Here is a 15,576-nt window from a genome sequence, read left to right as displayed (position 1 = left end):
TTCATGTGCCGTAATTCGAAAGCGGCCCAAAGACGCGCTACCGGCGCTCAACTCTTTTCGATGTTCATTGACGATGTGGCGATTCCCAAGGGCCGACGGCGTCAGCATTTTGCTATGCCATCACGCCTTAGGGCTGTGAATTGGCTTATGAACTACGCAGCAACGGCCTTGTCAGGCAAGTCGGTCCACCGGCGCCCTTCTTCGATATCTCGTCACCGACATACTCTCTTACGACAACACCTGCTTCTTCGAGCAATCGCTTCGTGATCGGATTTCCTGCAAGCATCACACATCTGCGGGGTGCAGTCGCGAGAATATTGCACGCCATCGAATCGTATTCCGAATTGGGAACCTCTATGAGTTCTATTCCTCTGGCGAGAAGCCACTCCCTGAATCGAACCGGCATCAATCGTGAATAAACTGCGGCAAGATCTCGGTCGATCGGGCTGATCATTGACATCAAGTGCAGCACGTCGTCGGGACCGTTCCAGTGAGGTAGAGACACAATGATAAATTCATCCACCAGATCGTTTGTCAGCTCTTTCAACTGGCGTATGCCCTCCGCATTTGTTCGGTAGCCTTCGCCGATCGCGAGTGTGCGCTCGTCAAACCAGACGATATCGCCTCCCTCCAATCGACCGCCGCCCTTGATAGACCCGAGGATCGGTATTCCAATATGACCAAGATGCTCTCCGAAAGCCTTTGATTCCCCGGTGCGCTGTGCTTTTCCCATGTTGCAGAGAATCGCGCCGGCGGTAGTTATGACGACTGGATCATGCACATAAATCGAATCGAGGCTTGTATTCGAGTCGCTCGGCAGATAGTGAATTCCCGGGATATCCCGACTCAGCAATTCGATGAATCTGTCATATTCTTCGATTGCTTTCCTGTAAATTGGCGGGGAAATATAATTCAATGTCTTCCACTGGCGGTCGACATTTTCCTGATCGATGAATGCGTCCCTGGGATGCTTAAGCAGAATACTCTGGACTCTGCCCACTTCCGATTGTGAACCATATTTCAAGGCCGCTCTCCACCTGCGAGTATTCGGATCAGATACCGCAATGTGCTTCGTGGTGTCTCTGCTGTCAATAACAAACAATGCGCTGGGCTACCGACAGATGAGCCGGTTCTCAGTATAGGTGAAGAATCATTGTACCGATTCGTAACGATGATCGAAAGTTGGAGGAAGAACAGCAGAGGAACACTTCGAAAAAACCATGTATGATTCTCGATTTTCCACTTGACATGGGTGTAGCTATCCATTATCATGAACCCATAGAACCGATAAAATAGATAATTTCGATAACCCGCGTGAGGGTCTCTATGCGAGATTTTCCTGCAAACAACTATCTGACAACGGGACAGGCAGCAGGAATATGTTCAGTCACGCCCGATACTGTCCTCAAGTGGATACGATCTGGCAAGATTCAGGCTGTCCGGACTCCGGGTGGACATCATAGGATTCCACATGATGCTCTGTTGGAGTTCCTCCGAAGCGACAAGAATCAGGATCGGGACGACCGCAGTGCCAAGTTTCAATACTGTTGGGAGTTTAATTCGAAAACCGGTGAGATTCCAGAGGATTGTCTGAATTGCGTCGTTTATAAATCAAAAACGCTTCGCTGCTATGAAATGAGCGATCTACCTGCAGAGATCGGCCATGCGCGACTCTTCTGCCATGGTACGTGTCAGGACTGCGACTATTACCGAACGGTGCATGGGCATCGCCCAAATGTGCTCGTTGTCACCGATAGGAATCGACTCAAGGCAGCACTTGAAAAGGAAGCCAAGGAAGCAGATTTTGGTCTTCAAGTGACGGACTGTGAATATCGGTGCTCGATGGTGGTGGAGGGATTCCGGCCTGATTATGTTGTGATCGATTGCTCGATGGGCGTCCAGAGAAGCAAGCAGTTTGCTAGCTTGCTTAGTGAGGATCCCCGAATACCTTTCGTGAGAGTGATCCTTGCGGGAAACCGTGGCGAACTTCCAAAGAAATGTGACAAGGTTGTATTTGCGTTCATGGAACGGCCGTTCTCGATGGCAATGTTATCGAAGCTCATCGCCAATGGCGCGTCCTGACTATCGAATCGAGAGAGAATAGACTGGTGATGCGAATGGAATGATTCTTCGGGAAGGAGGTAGAAGCCAGAGCAGTTCTACGAATTCTCGGGAGAGGAAATAGGCCGGCTCGACGGGCGCGAACGACCAAGTCCAGCCCGTCAAGCCCAGCGATGCGGGAATGGCATTCCGGGATGTTCCGGAAGTCACCCGCTTCGCCCTAAGTATACATCCGAATGCGAATTAGTCAATAAGATTGAGCATTCTGCGTTCCTCCCCGATTTCCTAGCGCTGTCGACAGGTAGCAGGCTGATCATTTCCGACAGAGTTTGGAATTATCGAATCGCAGTATCAACACATGGGAGGACTCATGATAAGCGACGCCTCTACAAGTTCAGAGCAGCTGGAAAATGAGGATGGCTTTCTGAGGGAAATGTCGTCCTGGTCTCGAGATGTTGCGGAGGAACTTGCCCGCAAGAACAATCTTGGGCCATTGACTGATGATCACTGGAAGATTATTGAGTTCGTGAAGAACTACTATCTCAAAACGGGTGAAGGCCCGCCAATCGTGAAGATTGGTAAGTGCACTGGGTTCAGCTCCAAGCACATTTGCGATTTGTTCCCGTGCGGAGTCGCAAAAGGCGCCTATCGCCTCGCCGGTCTTCCAAGACCATATGGCTGCCTGTAATCGCCGACGTTGAATGGTTCCGGCAATCGAAGATACTGCCGGGCAATGCGTTGAAACTGAAAGAAGTACGAAAGGAAGATGTCTTGAATTACTTCGTTTTTGGCATTTTGCCATACATAACAATAGTCCTGTTTGCGGGAGGCATGATCAGCAGGCTCTATGTCTGGACCAAGACCCCTCAACCGGGAGCGCTTACATTGTTCCCCGCCCCAAGCGGTGGAGTATCCTCATTCTTCAATGTAATCAAGGAAGCATTTCTGTTCCCCGGCCTTTTCAGGGGAGACAAGCTTCTCTGGGTATTTGCCTGGATATTTCACGCCACTCTCGCACTGATCGTGATCGGCCACGTTCGCGTGTTTACGGATTTCCCTGCGCTGTGGAACGCGCTTGGTATCAACGCGGATCAGATGAGCGCTATCTCTGGTGGCACGGCGGGCGTGATCATTACGATTTTCGCTCTGCTTCTGATTTTTCGTCGAATGACGGTGCTTCGTGTTCGGGAAGTCTCTAATCTCTCCGATTTCCTTGCTCTGCTTCTTATAGTCGCCATTCTATCGACCGGCAATCTGATGAGGTTTGGTGAACACTTCAATCTCGAGATTACACGGGCATACTTCTCACAGTTGCTCACATTCTCTCTGACGGCCTCTGCGGTGCCGCAGGCCAGCATGCTCATGGTTCACTTCCTGCTCGCACAGATTCTCATAATGGTCATTCCGTTCAGCAAAGTCATGCACTTCGGAGGAATCTTCTTCACCAAAGCCATCATTCAGAAATCTTAGAAAGGAGACTCTGTTGTGTCTCAAAGTGATGCAGTAAATAGTGGAACGGCTACCGGTCACGCAGCCGAAGTCAAATCGAATAAAGTAACCGGAGGAGCGCTGCGGGAAGCTGTTGTAAACTCCATCAGTGGAATAGACAACGGACCACGGGTGTTGAAGCTCTACATGGAGATGTGTGTAAGATGCGGCACTTGCGCGGAGCAGTGTCCTGTATATAAAGGAGATCCAACCGAATTGCGTAATCCTGCCGTACGGACCGATCTCATTCGCTCTGTTTTCAAGAAACACAAAACGCTATTGGGCAAGCTAGCCGGACCTATCGTAGGAGCCAGCGACTTTGACGGCGATATGGAGACATTCGTCAATGCATTCTACGAATGTACCGGGTGTCGGAGATGTGCAACGTTCTGCCCGATGAGCATTGATAATTCAGTTGTTACCAGAAAGGGTCGGGCAATCGCGGACACTCTCGGCTACACGCCGGAGCAACTGCAGAAGGTGGTCGCGATTTCACTCGAAACAGGTAATACGGATGGTGCCAGCGAAACAGCTTTCAAAGATGTGGTCGCCTTTCTTGAAGAAGAGATCAAGGATGACTGTGGCATAGATGTGAGGATACCTTTCGACAAAGCAGGCGCCGAGATATTTCTTGTGCCTCCTTCAGGCGATCTGTTGGTGAACCCGGAAGCTACTATGGGTATGGCCAAGATGTTTCACAAACTCGGAGTATCATGGACGCTGAGTTCAAAGGCATTTGATGGTGCCAACTACGGCCTATTCACCGGTGACGATAAATCTATGAAAGAGGACAACAAACTCTATGTCGACGAAGCTAAGCGCCTGAAGTGCAAGACTCTCATGATGGGCGAATGCGGTCATGCTCATCGAATCATGAAGTTCATCATGGAGAAAGCGGGATGGTGGGGACAACTTCCATTCGAAATCGGTAATATCCTGCAGTATACTGCCGGTAAGATTGAAGACGGGGCTATCAAGCTCGACAAAAGCGCGAATCCAGACCCGGTCACGTATCACGATCCGTGCAACTTCGGCAGAAGCTGCGGCATCGTTGAAGAGCCGAGAACAATAATGACGGCCTGCTGCGCGGATTTCAGGGAGATGACGCCCAATCGACATCTCAATTGGTGCTGCGGTGGTGGAGGCGGACTGTCAGCCATGGATTCGATCTATGAGTTTCGCATGAATGTTTCCGGAAAGATGAAACTCAAGCAGATAGATGACACCGGTGCGAAATTCTGCGCCGCACCCTGCTCTAACTGCAAACGGCAATTGCTGCAACTCATGCAACATCATAAACGAGATGTGACGATTGGTGGCGTTCATGACATGCTGATGAAAGCGATCGTGATGTGATACTCGCAACCCATTCCGGGGGAAACCGCATACAGGCTTCAGCGGGGCGGCGCCCCGCCAGCCGCCATAACCGGGGTCCTGGATAGAGAGAGGTCAGATGATTATTTGTTAAACAACTCGTGAAAGAATGTCATCATAGCTTCCCATGAACGCCGGTCCGCCTTTTCGTTGTAGGCTACGCCCGGGATTCCATGCTTGTCGGCGTCGCGATTCGTGAAACTATGAACTGCACCACCGTAAGATATGACTTGCCAGTCCGCTCCGGCCCGACGCATTTCATCTTCGAATGCAATCACCTGATCAGGCGGAGCATAAGGATCGTCGGCTCCGGTGCAAACAAGTATCTTGGCGTTGATATTTCTTTTTTCCTCCGGAAGCACGCTATCGAGTCCGCCGTGAAAACTGACGATTCCGGCGAGTTCCACACCCGCCCTTGCCATCTCAAGGCAGATCGTTCCACCAAAACAATAACCGATCGCTGCGATTCTCGTCGAATCAACAACAGCATTCGCCATTAGAGCTACCATTGCAGCTTCAAACCTCTTGATCGCCAGAGCAGGGTCATTCTTCAAGGCACCCGACCATTCAGCCGCCTGTGCCACTGAATCGGTGAGCTTGCCCACGCCGTACATATCGATAGCAAACGCGACATATCCGAGCTTGGCGAGACGTTCCGCACTGCGCTTCGGATGCATACCGAGTCCCCACCACTCGTGCACGATCATTACCGCGGGCCGGGCGCCTTCCAGTGTGTTGTCATAAGCCAGATACCCTTCGAGCACGGTGTCACCGGCGCGGTACTCCACATACTCGCTGTGAATGCTTCCGGAGGCAATCGCCGGAATGCTCGACATACAGAGCAACATCACGATAGCAGAAAGCACGACAGACAATGTCCTCACTTCATTCATTTTCCCCTCCTTGTGGTTCTTCGCGATCATCGAATTTCAGTGACGCTGAATTGACGCAGTAGCGCAGACCGGTCGGCTGAGGTCCGTCATCGAAAACATGGCCAAGATGAGCTCCGCATTTGCTGCACGTAATTTCGATTCGCGTCATTCCGTAGCTGTTGTCAGCCACTTCGCTGATGTCATTCTCAGAAGCCGGCGCCCAGAAGCTGGGCCAGCCTGAACCGGAATCGTACTTCGTTTTGGAATCGAATAGTTCTTCGCCACAACAAACACACTTATATACACCACCTGCCTTGTGCTTGTTGTACTCACCCGTAAACGCCGGCTCGGTGCCCCTCTCACGAGTTATTCTGTATTGATCGGCTGTCAAGATCGACTTCCATTCCTGATCGGACTTCACTACCTTCCCTGACATATCAGCACCCTTCTCGATAGGGGTGTTGGCTGCGACTCCAGCCATATCAGCACGGACAGCCTCCGGCGGTCTCTGCATGATACTAAACACAATCACTCCAAAAAGCAAGACAGCGACGGACAAAAGCGGTATGTTTGACATTCTTCTACTCATAATACATCTCCCAACTTCTCAAGTGGCTTTTTCTGCTGCCACTCCGGCCTATGGGGTTTGTTGGAAAACTACAGAGCGCGTCAAACCTCGTCATCGCGAGGAGCGGAGCGACGTGGCGATCTCTATGAGAAGCAACACCGTGGTGAGACAGCAAGACTGCCACGCTTCGCTCGCAGTGACGACTGCCGGGGTTTTTCAACGCGCCCATATAACATAAATCGTCGAATATTGTTTCTCCGCTCGAGTGCTGATGTTTTCCACAGATCTCGACATTCCCACGCAAGCCACAATGCAATCATGACTTAGCACGCTGGAGTTGTGTTTCTGATAATTGCGACACTGAATCACCGCTACTGAAACGAGATTCAGAGTAACGGATATACCGATGTGGCGGTCGAAAGTATGTGCTGGCAGATCACAAAAAGCGTTCACTTTGGGGAACTCTTACAAATCCGTTGACTTACAGTGGATATTCGATATATTGGGCGGCCTTTAATTGGAGAAATTATGTATGGAATATTCGACGCTACAGAAAATTCGTAATATCGGGATTGTTGCGCACATCGACGCAGGGAAAACAACCACAACCGAGCGAATCCTGTTTTTCACCGGAAGAACTCGCAAGATCGGCGAAGTCCATGACGGACAGGCTGTGATGGATTTCATGAAACAGGAGCAGGAGCGCGGAATTACGATCTCCTCAGCAGCCATCACCACCGAGTGGAACAATCATCAGATAAATATTATAGACACACCCGGCCACATAGATTTCACGCTTGAAGTTGAGCGGTCATTGCGCATTCTCGATGGTATCGTCATGGTGTTTTGCGCCGTCGGTGGAGTCGAGCCTCAGAGCGAGACAGTGTGGCATCAGGCAGATCGATACAAAGTGCCCCGGATTGCTTTCATTAACAAGATGGATCGTCAGGGAGCCGATCTGTTTCAAACTGTTGAGCAGATGGACGAAATGTTGGGAGCAAACGCTCTGCTGTTTCAATTGCCTACAGGATCGGAAGAGAAGTTCTCCGGTATTGTCGATCTGGTCACCATGAAACTGATCACGTATCTGGAACTTGAACGACAGATATCGGAGATTCCTCCCGAGTTCCTGGAGTCTGCAATTAGGCATCGCGAGAAACTTGTTGAGAAGCTCGCCGAGTTCGATGATGCATTGATGGAAAAATATCTCGATGGAGACGAAATCACCGCAGATGAAATCAAATCCTCGGCCAGACGGGCCGTTCTCAGCTTATGCATCACGCCGGTGTTCTGTGGTGCCGCTTTCAAGAACAAAGGTGTGCAGCTTCTACTCGATGCTGTGGTGGACTATTTACCGTCGCCTGTTGACCGAGGAATAGTGAGCGGCGTCGATGTCGAAAACTCTGAGATTACGATATCGAGGAAGCCATCCTACACCGAGCCATTCTCTGCTCTCGCATTTAAGATCATCAACGATGCATATGTCGGCCAGCAGACGTTCATTCGCGTGTATTCAGGTGAGTTGAAGGCCGGCAGCTACATCCAGAACTCGACCAGAAACAAGCGTGAGCGAATTGGAAGGATCATGCGTGTCCATGCCAAGGACCGTGAGGAACTTCCGGCGCTCAGAGCCGGTGACATAGGCGCTCTGATAGGATTGAAATACACCTCGACCGGGGATACCCTCTGCAGCGAAGAGAAGTCAATCCTGCTCGAGAATATATTCTATCCCGAGACTGTCCTCGACATGAAAATCGATCCGCCCAGTGCTAAGGAGCGGGACAAGCTATCGATCGCTCTCAACAAACTCGCGCTTGAAGACCCATCGTTTAAGGTTCGGTTTGACGATGAAACCGAGGAGACTATCATTTCCGGCATGGGAGAATTGCATCTCGAAGTAATAGTCGACCGCCTACGGACCGAACACTCGGTCGAAGTCGTCGTCGGTGAGCCTGCAGTGGCATTTCGTGAGACTATCGGCCGCGAAGTGCGGCACGATTACAAATATAAGAAGCAGACCGGCGGTAAGGGACAGTTCGCACACATTGATTTCAGGATTGAGCCAAATTCCGGGGGAGGGATCGAATTCACGAATCTCGTCAAGGGCGGAAATATCCCGATTGAATTCATACCTGCTGTCCAGAAGGGATTCCGCAAGGTCATCGAAGATGGGCTGCTTGCCGGTTACCCGATGGTGGATGTGAGATTTGTGCTAATCGATGGAAGCTCTCATTCGGTTGATTCGAGCGAGATGGCTTTCAGAATCTGTACCGAGCTGGCGATGAAAGATGTCGTCCACAAAGCTGCACCGCATCTCCTTGAACCGATCATGAAACTCGAGATCAACACCCCCGATGAATATCTCGGTGATATCATTGGCGACATCAACCGCAGACGTGGCAAAGTCGAGAATATGCGGCGATTCCGAAAAGGCTCGCAGAAAGTCAACGGTACCGTTCCACTGATGGAGATGTTCGGGTATGCTTCCGCCTTGAGGACCGTGTCGAGTGGGCGCGCAAGCTATTCGATGGAATTCCTGAAGTATTCACCCCTGCCGAAGAACATCGAAGAGAAAGTTATTGCAGACAAACGCGAAAAACTCGCTAAGAAGTAGTATATTCGACGTGTCGGTATGCGACCATGTACACTGACCACAATATGTCGTAATCGAAGGGCAGGATTCCCCGAAGCCTGCCAAAGTCTAGTGCCATTTGTTCAAAAGCCAAGGAGGGATGACGTGAAGTACGGTGCAAGGAATCAGTTGCAGGGCAAGGTCGTAGAGATCAAGAAGGGGGGCGTGATGAGCCAGATCAAGCTTCAAATTCCCGCGAAGTCAATGATGAGCTCTGTCATCACTGTCGATTCATTGGAGGAACTCGGCATCAAAGAGGGCGACACGGTCAAAGTCGTCGTCAAAGCAGTCAATGTGCTGCTGGTAAAAGAATAGCAATCCAGATTTCTGTATACAACTGACGGATGCCCAGGGCATTCGTCCGAGTTAAAAGCCTGTTTCGATGAATCCCGGACAGATGTCAGGGGCATCTGGTGAGTGGAAACCTACGCCTTTGCCAGACTGGCTAACAACTCTTTATTTGTTGGATACTCGTTGACCAGATCGAGCATATAGGTCATGATCTCTTTGGGTCGTCGATCTGCGAGCGTGCGGCGCAGCATCGTGATGCCGGTGATATCATCGGGACCGTAGAGGCGCTCCTCTTTGCGCGTTCCGCTTTCGAGCAAATTGATCGCGGGAAATATCCGAGCATCGGCAAGAGTCCGGTCGAGAACAAGCTCGCTGTTGCCGGTCCCCTTGAACTCTTCGAATATGAGCTGATCCATCCGCGAACCGGTATCGACCAGAGCAGTCGCGATTATCGTCACAGAGCCGCCATTCTCGATATTGCGAGCGAGTCCGAAGAAGCGGCGCGGGATTTCCATCGCGCGTGCGCCGAGGCCACCAGACATAATCCTGTTCTTTGTCTTCCTGTCGGGAGTCTTCTGATTGAACGCCCTCCCCATGCGCGTAAGACTGTCGACGAACACAACCACATCATGACCACATTCGAGTTCAGTGCGGATGTGCGCAAGCACAAGTTCCGCCAAATCGGTCTGCTCTTCGATGCTTTGATCGCTGGTGCTTGCGAGCACCTCGGCATCGACCGCACGACGGAACCACGTCACCTCCTCCGGGCGTTCGTCTATCAACAATACGATAATTCTTGTGTCAGGATTGCCGACTCTGATTGACTGGGTCATTTTCTCAAGAAGCATTGTCTTACCGGCCTTAGGTGGCGACACAATCATCCCGCGTGTTCCCTTGCCGATTGGCGCAACCAGATCGATGATTCTCATACTGACATCGCCTGTGACCGACAAGTCGAAGCGCTCACACGGATCAATAGCAATCAGCGACTGATATGAAGGACGTTTGGCGAACTCATCGGGTGCGAGACAGCAGACAGTGTTCACGTCAGCAATCACATTCCGCTTTCTCACAGTTTTGCACGGACCGGCAACTGCCGCTCCCTCGGGGAGATTATATTTTCTGATTATATCAGATGGTACAATAGTGTCATCCGGGCCGGGCTGGAGTGACCGCGCAAAATCACGCAATTCCCCGTCACCCTTCTTGCCGATCTTCAAGACTCCTTCTACGATGTCATTCATGTCGGAATATCCTCACTACATGAGTTGATGTTTCTCAGGTAAGGTCACCTTACGATTGGATCATACTCAGATTATAAGCTGCGACAAATCTGATTCTAAGCGTTATCTGAAGAAAAGCAACAAATACATCTGTCTGACCATTCGATTTGCGGGTCTGAGAGTACGGATTCGAAGTAAGAGAGCCCGCCAATGTGGCGGGCTCTTCATTTGACTATTCAAGAAAGTGTGAGATCGCTTTACTGTGTATCAGCCTTACCATACATGCAAGCATCCATACCCTTGCAGTGGTCGCACCAGCTCATCGTCTTGCCATCGACTTCAAATGTCTTCACTTCAAGCTGATTCGCATTTGCATAGAAGACACCCTGCACCTTGACGTCCTGGTTGTGATACTTCTCACCACTAACAAGGTCCTCAGACTGCTTGTTCTCGAGGAAATTGATGTAACGTCCATCTGCGGTCTTGACGGTATACTTGTGTCCATAGGCGCTGCACGCTGCGCCAGCGCCATCGGCCTTCTTCAAATCACAGCCCATGCAGACAAGCTTGCCATCAAAATTCGCCTGTCTGACAATAGCATCAGTACCAGATGCCTTGCCAGCCTTGACGCCATCGCAAGCGGCCTTATCAGCAATCGTAGTAGCAGAACATGCCGCCTTATCTGCATCAGCGGTCGTCGTCTTCACGCCGGACTTGCCCAAGTCACACGCCATTGCGGGCAATGAAAACGCGAACAGAACGAGAACGATAAGTAGAGCAGATTTCCTAATCATGCTTCCTCCAGGATGTAAATGTTATCTAATTGCCAACTACTTCCATCCTGTTTAACACCAGAAGCTATGACTGGTTCCGGAATATCAACTATCTCTGCTGAGAAAGTCAGAGATGTTCTTTCAAGTTACCAGATTTGCCCGGCGACTTCCGACTCCACTTCCTGTTGAACCTGAGTCGGTAGAGCAGTGAGGAAGTCGAGCCCGGTCAGATTCTCCAATTCATCTATCGAGGTGAGGAAATCTCCAATATCTCTGTCTACAATAGGCTCATTCGGCATCAGGAACGCAAGCGCTTCGACATTGAGTGGATCGTTCGCATCAACTATAATCTTGAAGAAGTGAGTCGGAACGGCAACGTGATCATCGCCGATCACCCGGTAAGTGCACCCGTCCGATATTACTTCGAACACCGGTCCCGTAATAATGGTCAGCGTGCCGCGCTGCTCCACCCAACCTCTGACCGAACTCTCGAGATAACTCCAAATATGACGGTTGAAATTCACTCCGACTTGCGGTGCCATGTTCGAGAGCAGGAAACTCTCCGACATCACTCGGTTGCTGCGAGTCATATCGGCAGCTGGCGTCATGTGTCCCTGATCAAATCCACTGCCTTCATAGTCGCGCGGTTCGGCCCTGTAGCCATACGGGATCGAGGCATCGGGACGAAAGTCTGCCTCCTCCTCTCTCGCAACTGTCCCATACAAATCGTCGCGGGTCAGTTGATACTGCACCCACAGCGGTATCTTGAGCCGTGCATCCTGACCAACTACATACCCCTCACGCACTCGCTCGTAGACCGCTTGAGGCTTGCCGACACTCAAGTGACGCAGTGCATACTGCCTCTGCTCTGTGGTCAATCGGCATGTCTTGTCGACCATGGGATCTGTGAATTCCGCATCATCGACCGGTATGGGAATCTCACCGTAGTAGCGGCGGACAAATGTTCTGTAGATCCAACCAGGTAGACCCTGGGATACTGTCAGGACGTGATAATAGCCTTTGGTCTGCTCTCCTTCATCCAATAGCTGCAGATCCGTTCCCGCACCAACCCGCTCGAGGATCTGTGAGCCGCTGACGGGCTCTGCTCTGATCGTTGCGGATCTGCTCACTTCGAGATAGTCGGCAGTTGCAGTGGACGCGAAGATCTGAGCCAGCAGCATTAGCGAGGCAAAGCCAATTGACAACTTCATTCTGCTCATCTCCTTTCCTTGGTGCACATTCTGTATGATGTGCTCCAAATAGGATACTACGGTGTCTTCCCACTCGCTGCTACATCGGTAGCCCTGGCTGCGGTACTCTTCACATTCATCAAGTCCTGAAACAGTTTGATCGATGCCTTGCTTCCGCCCGCAACAACAGCACCCGTTATAATCGCACCCCAGACCGTAACATTCTCCCTCAGAAAGATCATGCTCACCGCGTCGAAATCCCAGTACCAGCAGACAACTGCTCCTACGATGAACGCTATGAGTTCTTTAAGGCTTCTTTCTTTGAATCGGCTGATGAAGAACCTCGACTCGAACAGCACTGACAGAGCGCGTTCGATGACAAAGGAAAGCACAATTATTGCGATCAGCACCTCTGACAACCTGCCCCAATCGACATGAAACAGATTCGGATCCATCTGTCTCCTCCTTTTTTGATGTAGAACACACCTCCTGCCTTTACCCTTTTTCTGATACCTTGATGTCTGGTCAATGAGCCTTTCGGGCACTCAGCAGTCTTCCAACCGCAATGTGTCATCTGAATTCAATATGCGCAAGACAAAAATGCCGGTGAGCGGAACTGAACAGACACTCCTCAGCCTTCGATGATCAGCTTCGGATGATTAAGGCAGAGGCCGAAGACTGACATCGCGTCGGATTCCGCGAGATGGATGCGGACAGATTTCATGCCGGTCAATCGCTCCCATATCAGATGCACATGTTCTATGATATTTCCGAGCGTGGAAAGCGATTCACCAGCGGCATCAGTGATAATCCAGATGCTCACATCTCCGGCGGTTTCAATCATCATGTTCTCCGGAATATAGCGCTGCACCAGTTTCTCACTCATGCCAAATGTCTCTGAAATAGCATTCAATCCTGCTTGAGGCAAAACAGGAACCGCCGAAAAGAGATGAACCCGGCTTATTACCCGATCCGGCGAGTCTGCCTTCTGCCAAGCTTTGAGCAGTGCTGCGGCAGCCGCGCTATCACTCAGAACTTGCATGTCACAGTCTCGTAGCAACACGTTTCCCATTTTGATATGAAGCTTATTCCGATTGAAGTCAAGTGCAAGCGAAGCCGATCCATTCGTCCGATTCCGACGATCCTCGCCCTCACCTGCTGAGCCGTATCCAAGGCGAATGCTGTCGGCTGAACTGATTTCGCGTGTATCTCGCAAGTCGACTAAGCTGGGACCTTCTGCGCTCAGGTACATTATGCCAATCAGGATCAAAAGAGGCGCTCCAGTTGCGAGCCATCTGAATCGCGAGTCGGATTCTTGGTTGTCAGTATACATAGACCCTGGTGCCGATTGTGGCCTTTTCATATAGCTTCTTGAGATCTGCAGCTTCCATTCGGACGCAGCCATGAGTAACTGCAACGCCTATCAGGCGCTCGTAAATGGTCCCGTGAATGAAAAATCCATCCCCAAACCCGATAGCATAATCTCCCATCATATTTGCATCAAGCCGATCAGAATTGGATTTGGGTGGCGGCTCTCCTTCTTCGATGAACGCCCAGTCCGGTTTTCGCCACCACGGATTCTTCTGCTTTGAACTCACCGTAAAGACACCGCTCGGTGTGTCGAATTTCCATCGGCGCCCGGTCGCATTATCGAACAACTCGCCGCCTGATCCGGTTGAGCAGTCTGCATCAAGCAAGATGGAATCGGCCGTGCGCAGAAAAAGCCGATTGCAATATCTGTCGATGACAATATAAGGCACCCTCTTCCCGTTACGATTGTCGTCATGAACACCTTTCCCAGACCCACTGGAGGAGTTGACCGTACTTTGCGACTTTCCAGGTTTGAGCTTGGCGGACACATTTGAGTCTTCTAGTGCATCTTCTCTGCCACACGAGACAACCGTCAGCAGAGTGAACATAACCGCCAATACAATATTCCGGCACATCTTCATCGAGCGCCATCCCACGATCGGACAATGGTCACAGGTGTGCCTTTCGCAGAGAGCTTAAGGAGCTTATCCATATCTCGATTATCCAGAGCAATGCAACCATCGGTCCAATCTTCGTTTCTGGCGCCATGGCCGTGAATTTCGATGAGACCGCCAATCTTGGAGCCGGGCGGAATTGCGCCTGCCGCCAGATTCCGCCGGAATCGCTCTCGGTCGTTCTCGTTCGGATAATTCAGAAGCAGTGCGCGGTAGAATTTGCTTCGGCGTTTGATCTCCGTCACACGATACATCCCTTCCGGTGTCGCTCCATCTCCAGCTCTGACTTTCTGGTAGCCGGCGTTATATCCCAGATCACAGCTAAACGACTCAACCACGACACCGTTCCTGATTACATGTAATCGGTGTGCTGCCTTGTCTGCTATCAGTGCGACTTTCTTCTGAACCCTCGAGAATTCCAAAGTCTCCGATATCCACTGCCGCATCTCTTCGGATCGCTGAACTACCGTAGCTTCGTGGTCCGTCCTGCTGCGGCTTAGAAGCGCAAGTATGCTCTGGACACTATCGAGATTCTCGTTGGCCGTCTCGACGGATCCCTCTTGTGCGAGTCGTGCCGCAATATCCAGTCTCACGCTGGCTGACCGGTACATGACTTTGAAATCGGTACGGGACAAACCGTTTGCCAGAGTGCTTCTCCATTCAGAGAGACTGTCAGAAAGCGCACCAAGCCGAGCTAGCACTGCCTTCCTGCGCAGACTGACCGACTCAGTTGCTGCCATGCATGCGAGATCAGAAAACCGGGTTGATTCTTTCAGTAGCGAATCAGGCAGTTCGTAGACACCAAATGGCCATAATGCATCATTAGCATCTCGAAGCGCCTCTCTGCCTGAACTCAGGCAGCTCTCAGCATTGAGATACAGATCCCGAGCCTTTTGATCAGCACCGGCAGCTCGTGCCGAGGCGAGTCCATCCAGCGCCCGCTGCAGGCTGCTGAGAGGCGGCTGTCTAAGCTGACGGGAGACAATCCAAGCTCCCGCTGATAGTATCAGCAGCAAAGCAAGACTCCACAGACCGAATGACAGTGTCCGTCGCAGCGTGCCTCCGTGGCTCAAAGTACTAACCTTGAGTATGCCTCTTCAAATCGAAATAGAGGGTCGG

General features: G+C 51.1%; 16 protein-coding genes. 6 read left to right on the top strand and 10 right to left on the bottom strand.

All coding sequences use genetic code 11. The features are described 5' to 3' along the window. Window positions 1–145 precede the first annotated feature (145 nt). A complete protein-coding gene (locus KKH67_10505; GenBank protein MBU1319608.1) occupies window positions 146–1,024 on the bottom strand; it encodes an amidinotransferase in 879 nt (292 codons plus the stop codon). A 302-nt stretch (window positions 1,025–1,326) separates the two neighbouring features. Here KKH67_10505 and KKH67_10500 point away from each other — a divergent pair, with 302 nt between their 5' ends. The 4 genes from KKH67_10500 to KKH67_10485 all read left to right on the top strand — a co-directional run bounded on the left by KKH67_10500 (window position 1,327) and on the right by KKH67_10485 (window position 4,905). Continuing rightward, window positions 1,327–2,082: a helix-turn-helix domain-containing protein gene (locus KKH67_10500; protein MBU1319607.1), complete on the top strand. Its 756-nt coding sequence runs from the start codon at window positions 1,327–1,329 to the stop codon at window positions 2,080–2,082. A 349-nt stretch (window positions 2,083–2,431) separates the two neighbouring features. Next, the gene (locus KKH67_10495; protein MBU1319606.1) at window positions 2,432–2,749 is read left to right on the top strand and encodes a TusE/DsrC/DsvC family sulfur relay protein; all 318 of its coding nucleotides are present in this window, start codon (window positions 2,432–2,434) and stop codon (window positions 2,747–2,749) included. 83 nt (window positions 2,750–2,832) lie between these two features. Continuing rightward, on the top strand, window positions 2,833–3,531 hold the full coding sequence (locus tag KKH67_10490; protein MBU1319605.1) for a respiratory nitrate reductase subunit gamma: 699 nt from the start codon (window positions 2,833–2,835) through the stop codon (window positions 3,529–3,531). 15 nt (window positions 3,532–3,546) lie between these two features. Further along, the gene (locus tag KKH67_10485; protein ID MBU1319604.1) at window positions 3,547–4,905 is read left to right on the top strand and encodes a (Fe-S)-binding protein; all 1,359 of its coding nucleotides are present in this window, start codon (window positions 3,547–3,549) and stop codon (window positions 4,903–4,905) included. 101 nt (window positions 4,906–5,006) lie between these two features. Here the strand turns inward: KKH67_10485 and KKH67_10480 are convergent, their stop codons facing one another. Together KKH67_10480 and msrB are read right to left on the bottom strand one after the other, a co-directional pair. Then, a complete protein-coding gene (locus tag KKH67_10480) occupies window positions 5,007–5,759 on the bottom strand; it encodes a dienelactone hydrolase family protein (protein MBU1319603.1) in 753 nt (250 codons plus the stop codon). A 49-nt stretch (window positions 5,760–5,808) separates the two neighbouring features. Beyond that, a complete protein-coding gene (msrB, locus tag KKH67_10475) occupies window positions 5,809–6,231 on the bottom strand; it encodes a peptide-methionine (R)-S-oxide reductase MsrB (protein MBU1319602.1) in 423 nt (140 codons plus the stop codon). A 664-nt stretch (window positions 6,232–6,895) separates the two neighbouring features. Here msrB and fusA point away from each other — a divergent pair. Next, window positions 6,896–8,977 carry an elongation factor G gene (fusA, locus tag KKH67_10470; GenBank protein MBU1319601.1) on the top strand — a complete coding sequence of 694 codons (2,082 nt, stop codon included), beginning with the start codon at window positions 6,896–6,898 and terminating at the stop codon, window positions 8,975–8,977. A gap of 123 nt (window positions 8,978–9,100) precedes the next feature. After that, window positions 9,101–9,310, top strand: a complete 210-nt coding sequence (locus KKH67_10465; protein MBU1319600.1) for a TOBE domain-containing protein — start codon at window positions 9,101–9,103, stop codon at window positions 9,308–9,310. Window positions 9,311–9,420: 110 nt separating this feature from the next. Here KKH67_10465 and rho read toward each other — a convergent pair whose 3' ends face one another. The 7 genes from rho to KKH67_10430 form a co-directional block, all read right to left on the bottom strand. Further along, the gene (rho, locus tag KKH67_10460; protein MBU1319599.1) at window positions 9,421–10,506 is read right to left on the bottom strand and encodes a transcription termination factor Rho; all 1,086 of its coding nucleotides are present in this window, start codon (window positions 10,504–10,506) and stop codon (window positions 9,421–9,423) included. Between the two features lie 260 nt (window positions 10,507–10,766). Continuing rightward, complete coding sequence (locus KKH67_10455; GenBank protein ID MBU1319598.1) at window positions 10,767–11,303, bottom strand: hypothetical protein; 537 nt, start codon at window positions 11,301–11,303, stop codon at window positions 10,767–10,769. Window positions 11,304–11,428: 125 nt separating this feature from the next. Further along, complete coding sequence (locus KKH67_10450; protein ID MBU1319597.1) at window positions 11,429–12,493, bottom strand: DNA/RNA non-specific endonuclease; 1,065 nt, start codon at window positions 12,491–12,493, stop codon at window positions 11,429–11,431. A 56-nt stretch (window positions 12,494–12,549) separates the two neighbouring features. Further along, entirely contained in the window at window positions 12,550–12,927 is a 378-nt protein-coding gene (locus KKH67_10445; protein MBU1319596.1) for a hypothetical protein, read from the bottom strand. 176 nt (window positions 12,928–13,103) lie between these two features. Continuing rightward, window positions 13,104–13,805 carry a hypothetical protein gene (locus KKH67_10440; GenBank protein ID MBU1319595.1) on the bottom strand — a complete coding sequence of 234 codons (702 nt, stop codon included), beginning with the start codon at window positions 13,803–13,805 and terminating at the stop codon, window positions 13,104–13,106. Then, entirely contained in the window at window positions 13,795–14,424 is a 630-nt protein-coding gene (locus KKH67_10435; protein ID MBU1319594.1) for a L,D-transpeptidase, read from the bottom strand. The genes KKH67_10440 and KKH67_10435 overlap by 11 nt, the downstream gene beginning before the upstream one ends. Continuing rightward, window positions 14,421–15,473 (bottom strand): L,D-transpeptidase, encoded by a 1,053-nt coding sequence (locus KKH67_10430; protein MBU1319593.1) that lies wholly within the window; start codon window positions 15,471–15,473, stop codon window positions 14,421–14,423. The genes KKH67_10435 and KKH67_10430 overlap by 4 nt, the downstream gene beginning before the upstream one ends. Between the last annotated feature and the right edge of the window lie 103 nt (window positions 15,474–15,576).

The organism is Candidatus Zixiibacteriota bacterium (assembly GCA_018820315.1).
In the GTDB taxonomy this organism is placed as follows: domain Bacteria; phylum Zixibacteria; class MSB-5A5; order JAABVY01; family JAHJOQ01; genus JAHJOQ01.
Note: the sequence above shows the minus strand (reverse complement) of the source record. Positions and strands in the feature narration are given on the sequence as shown.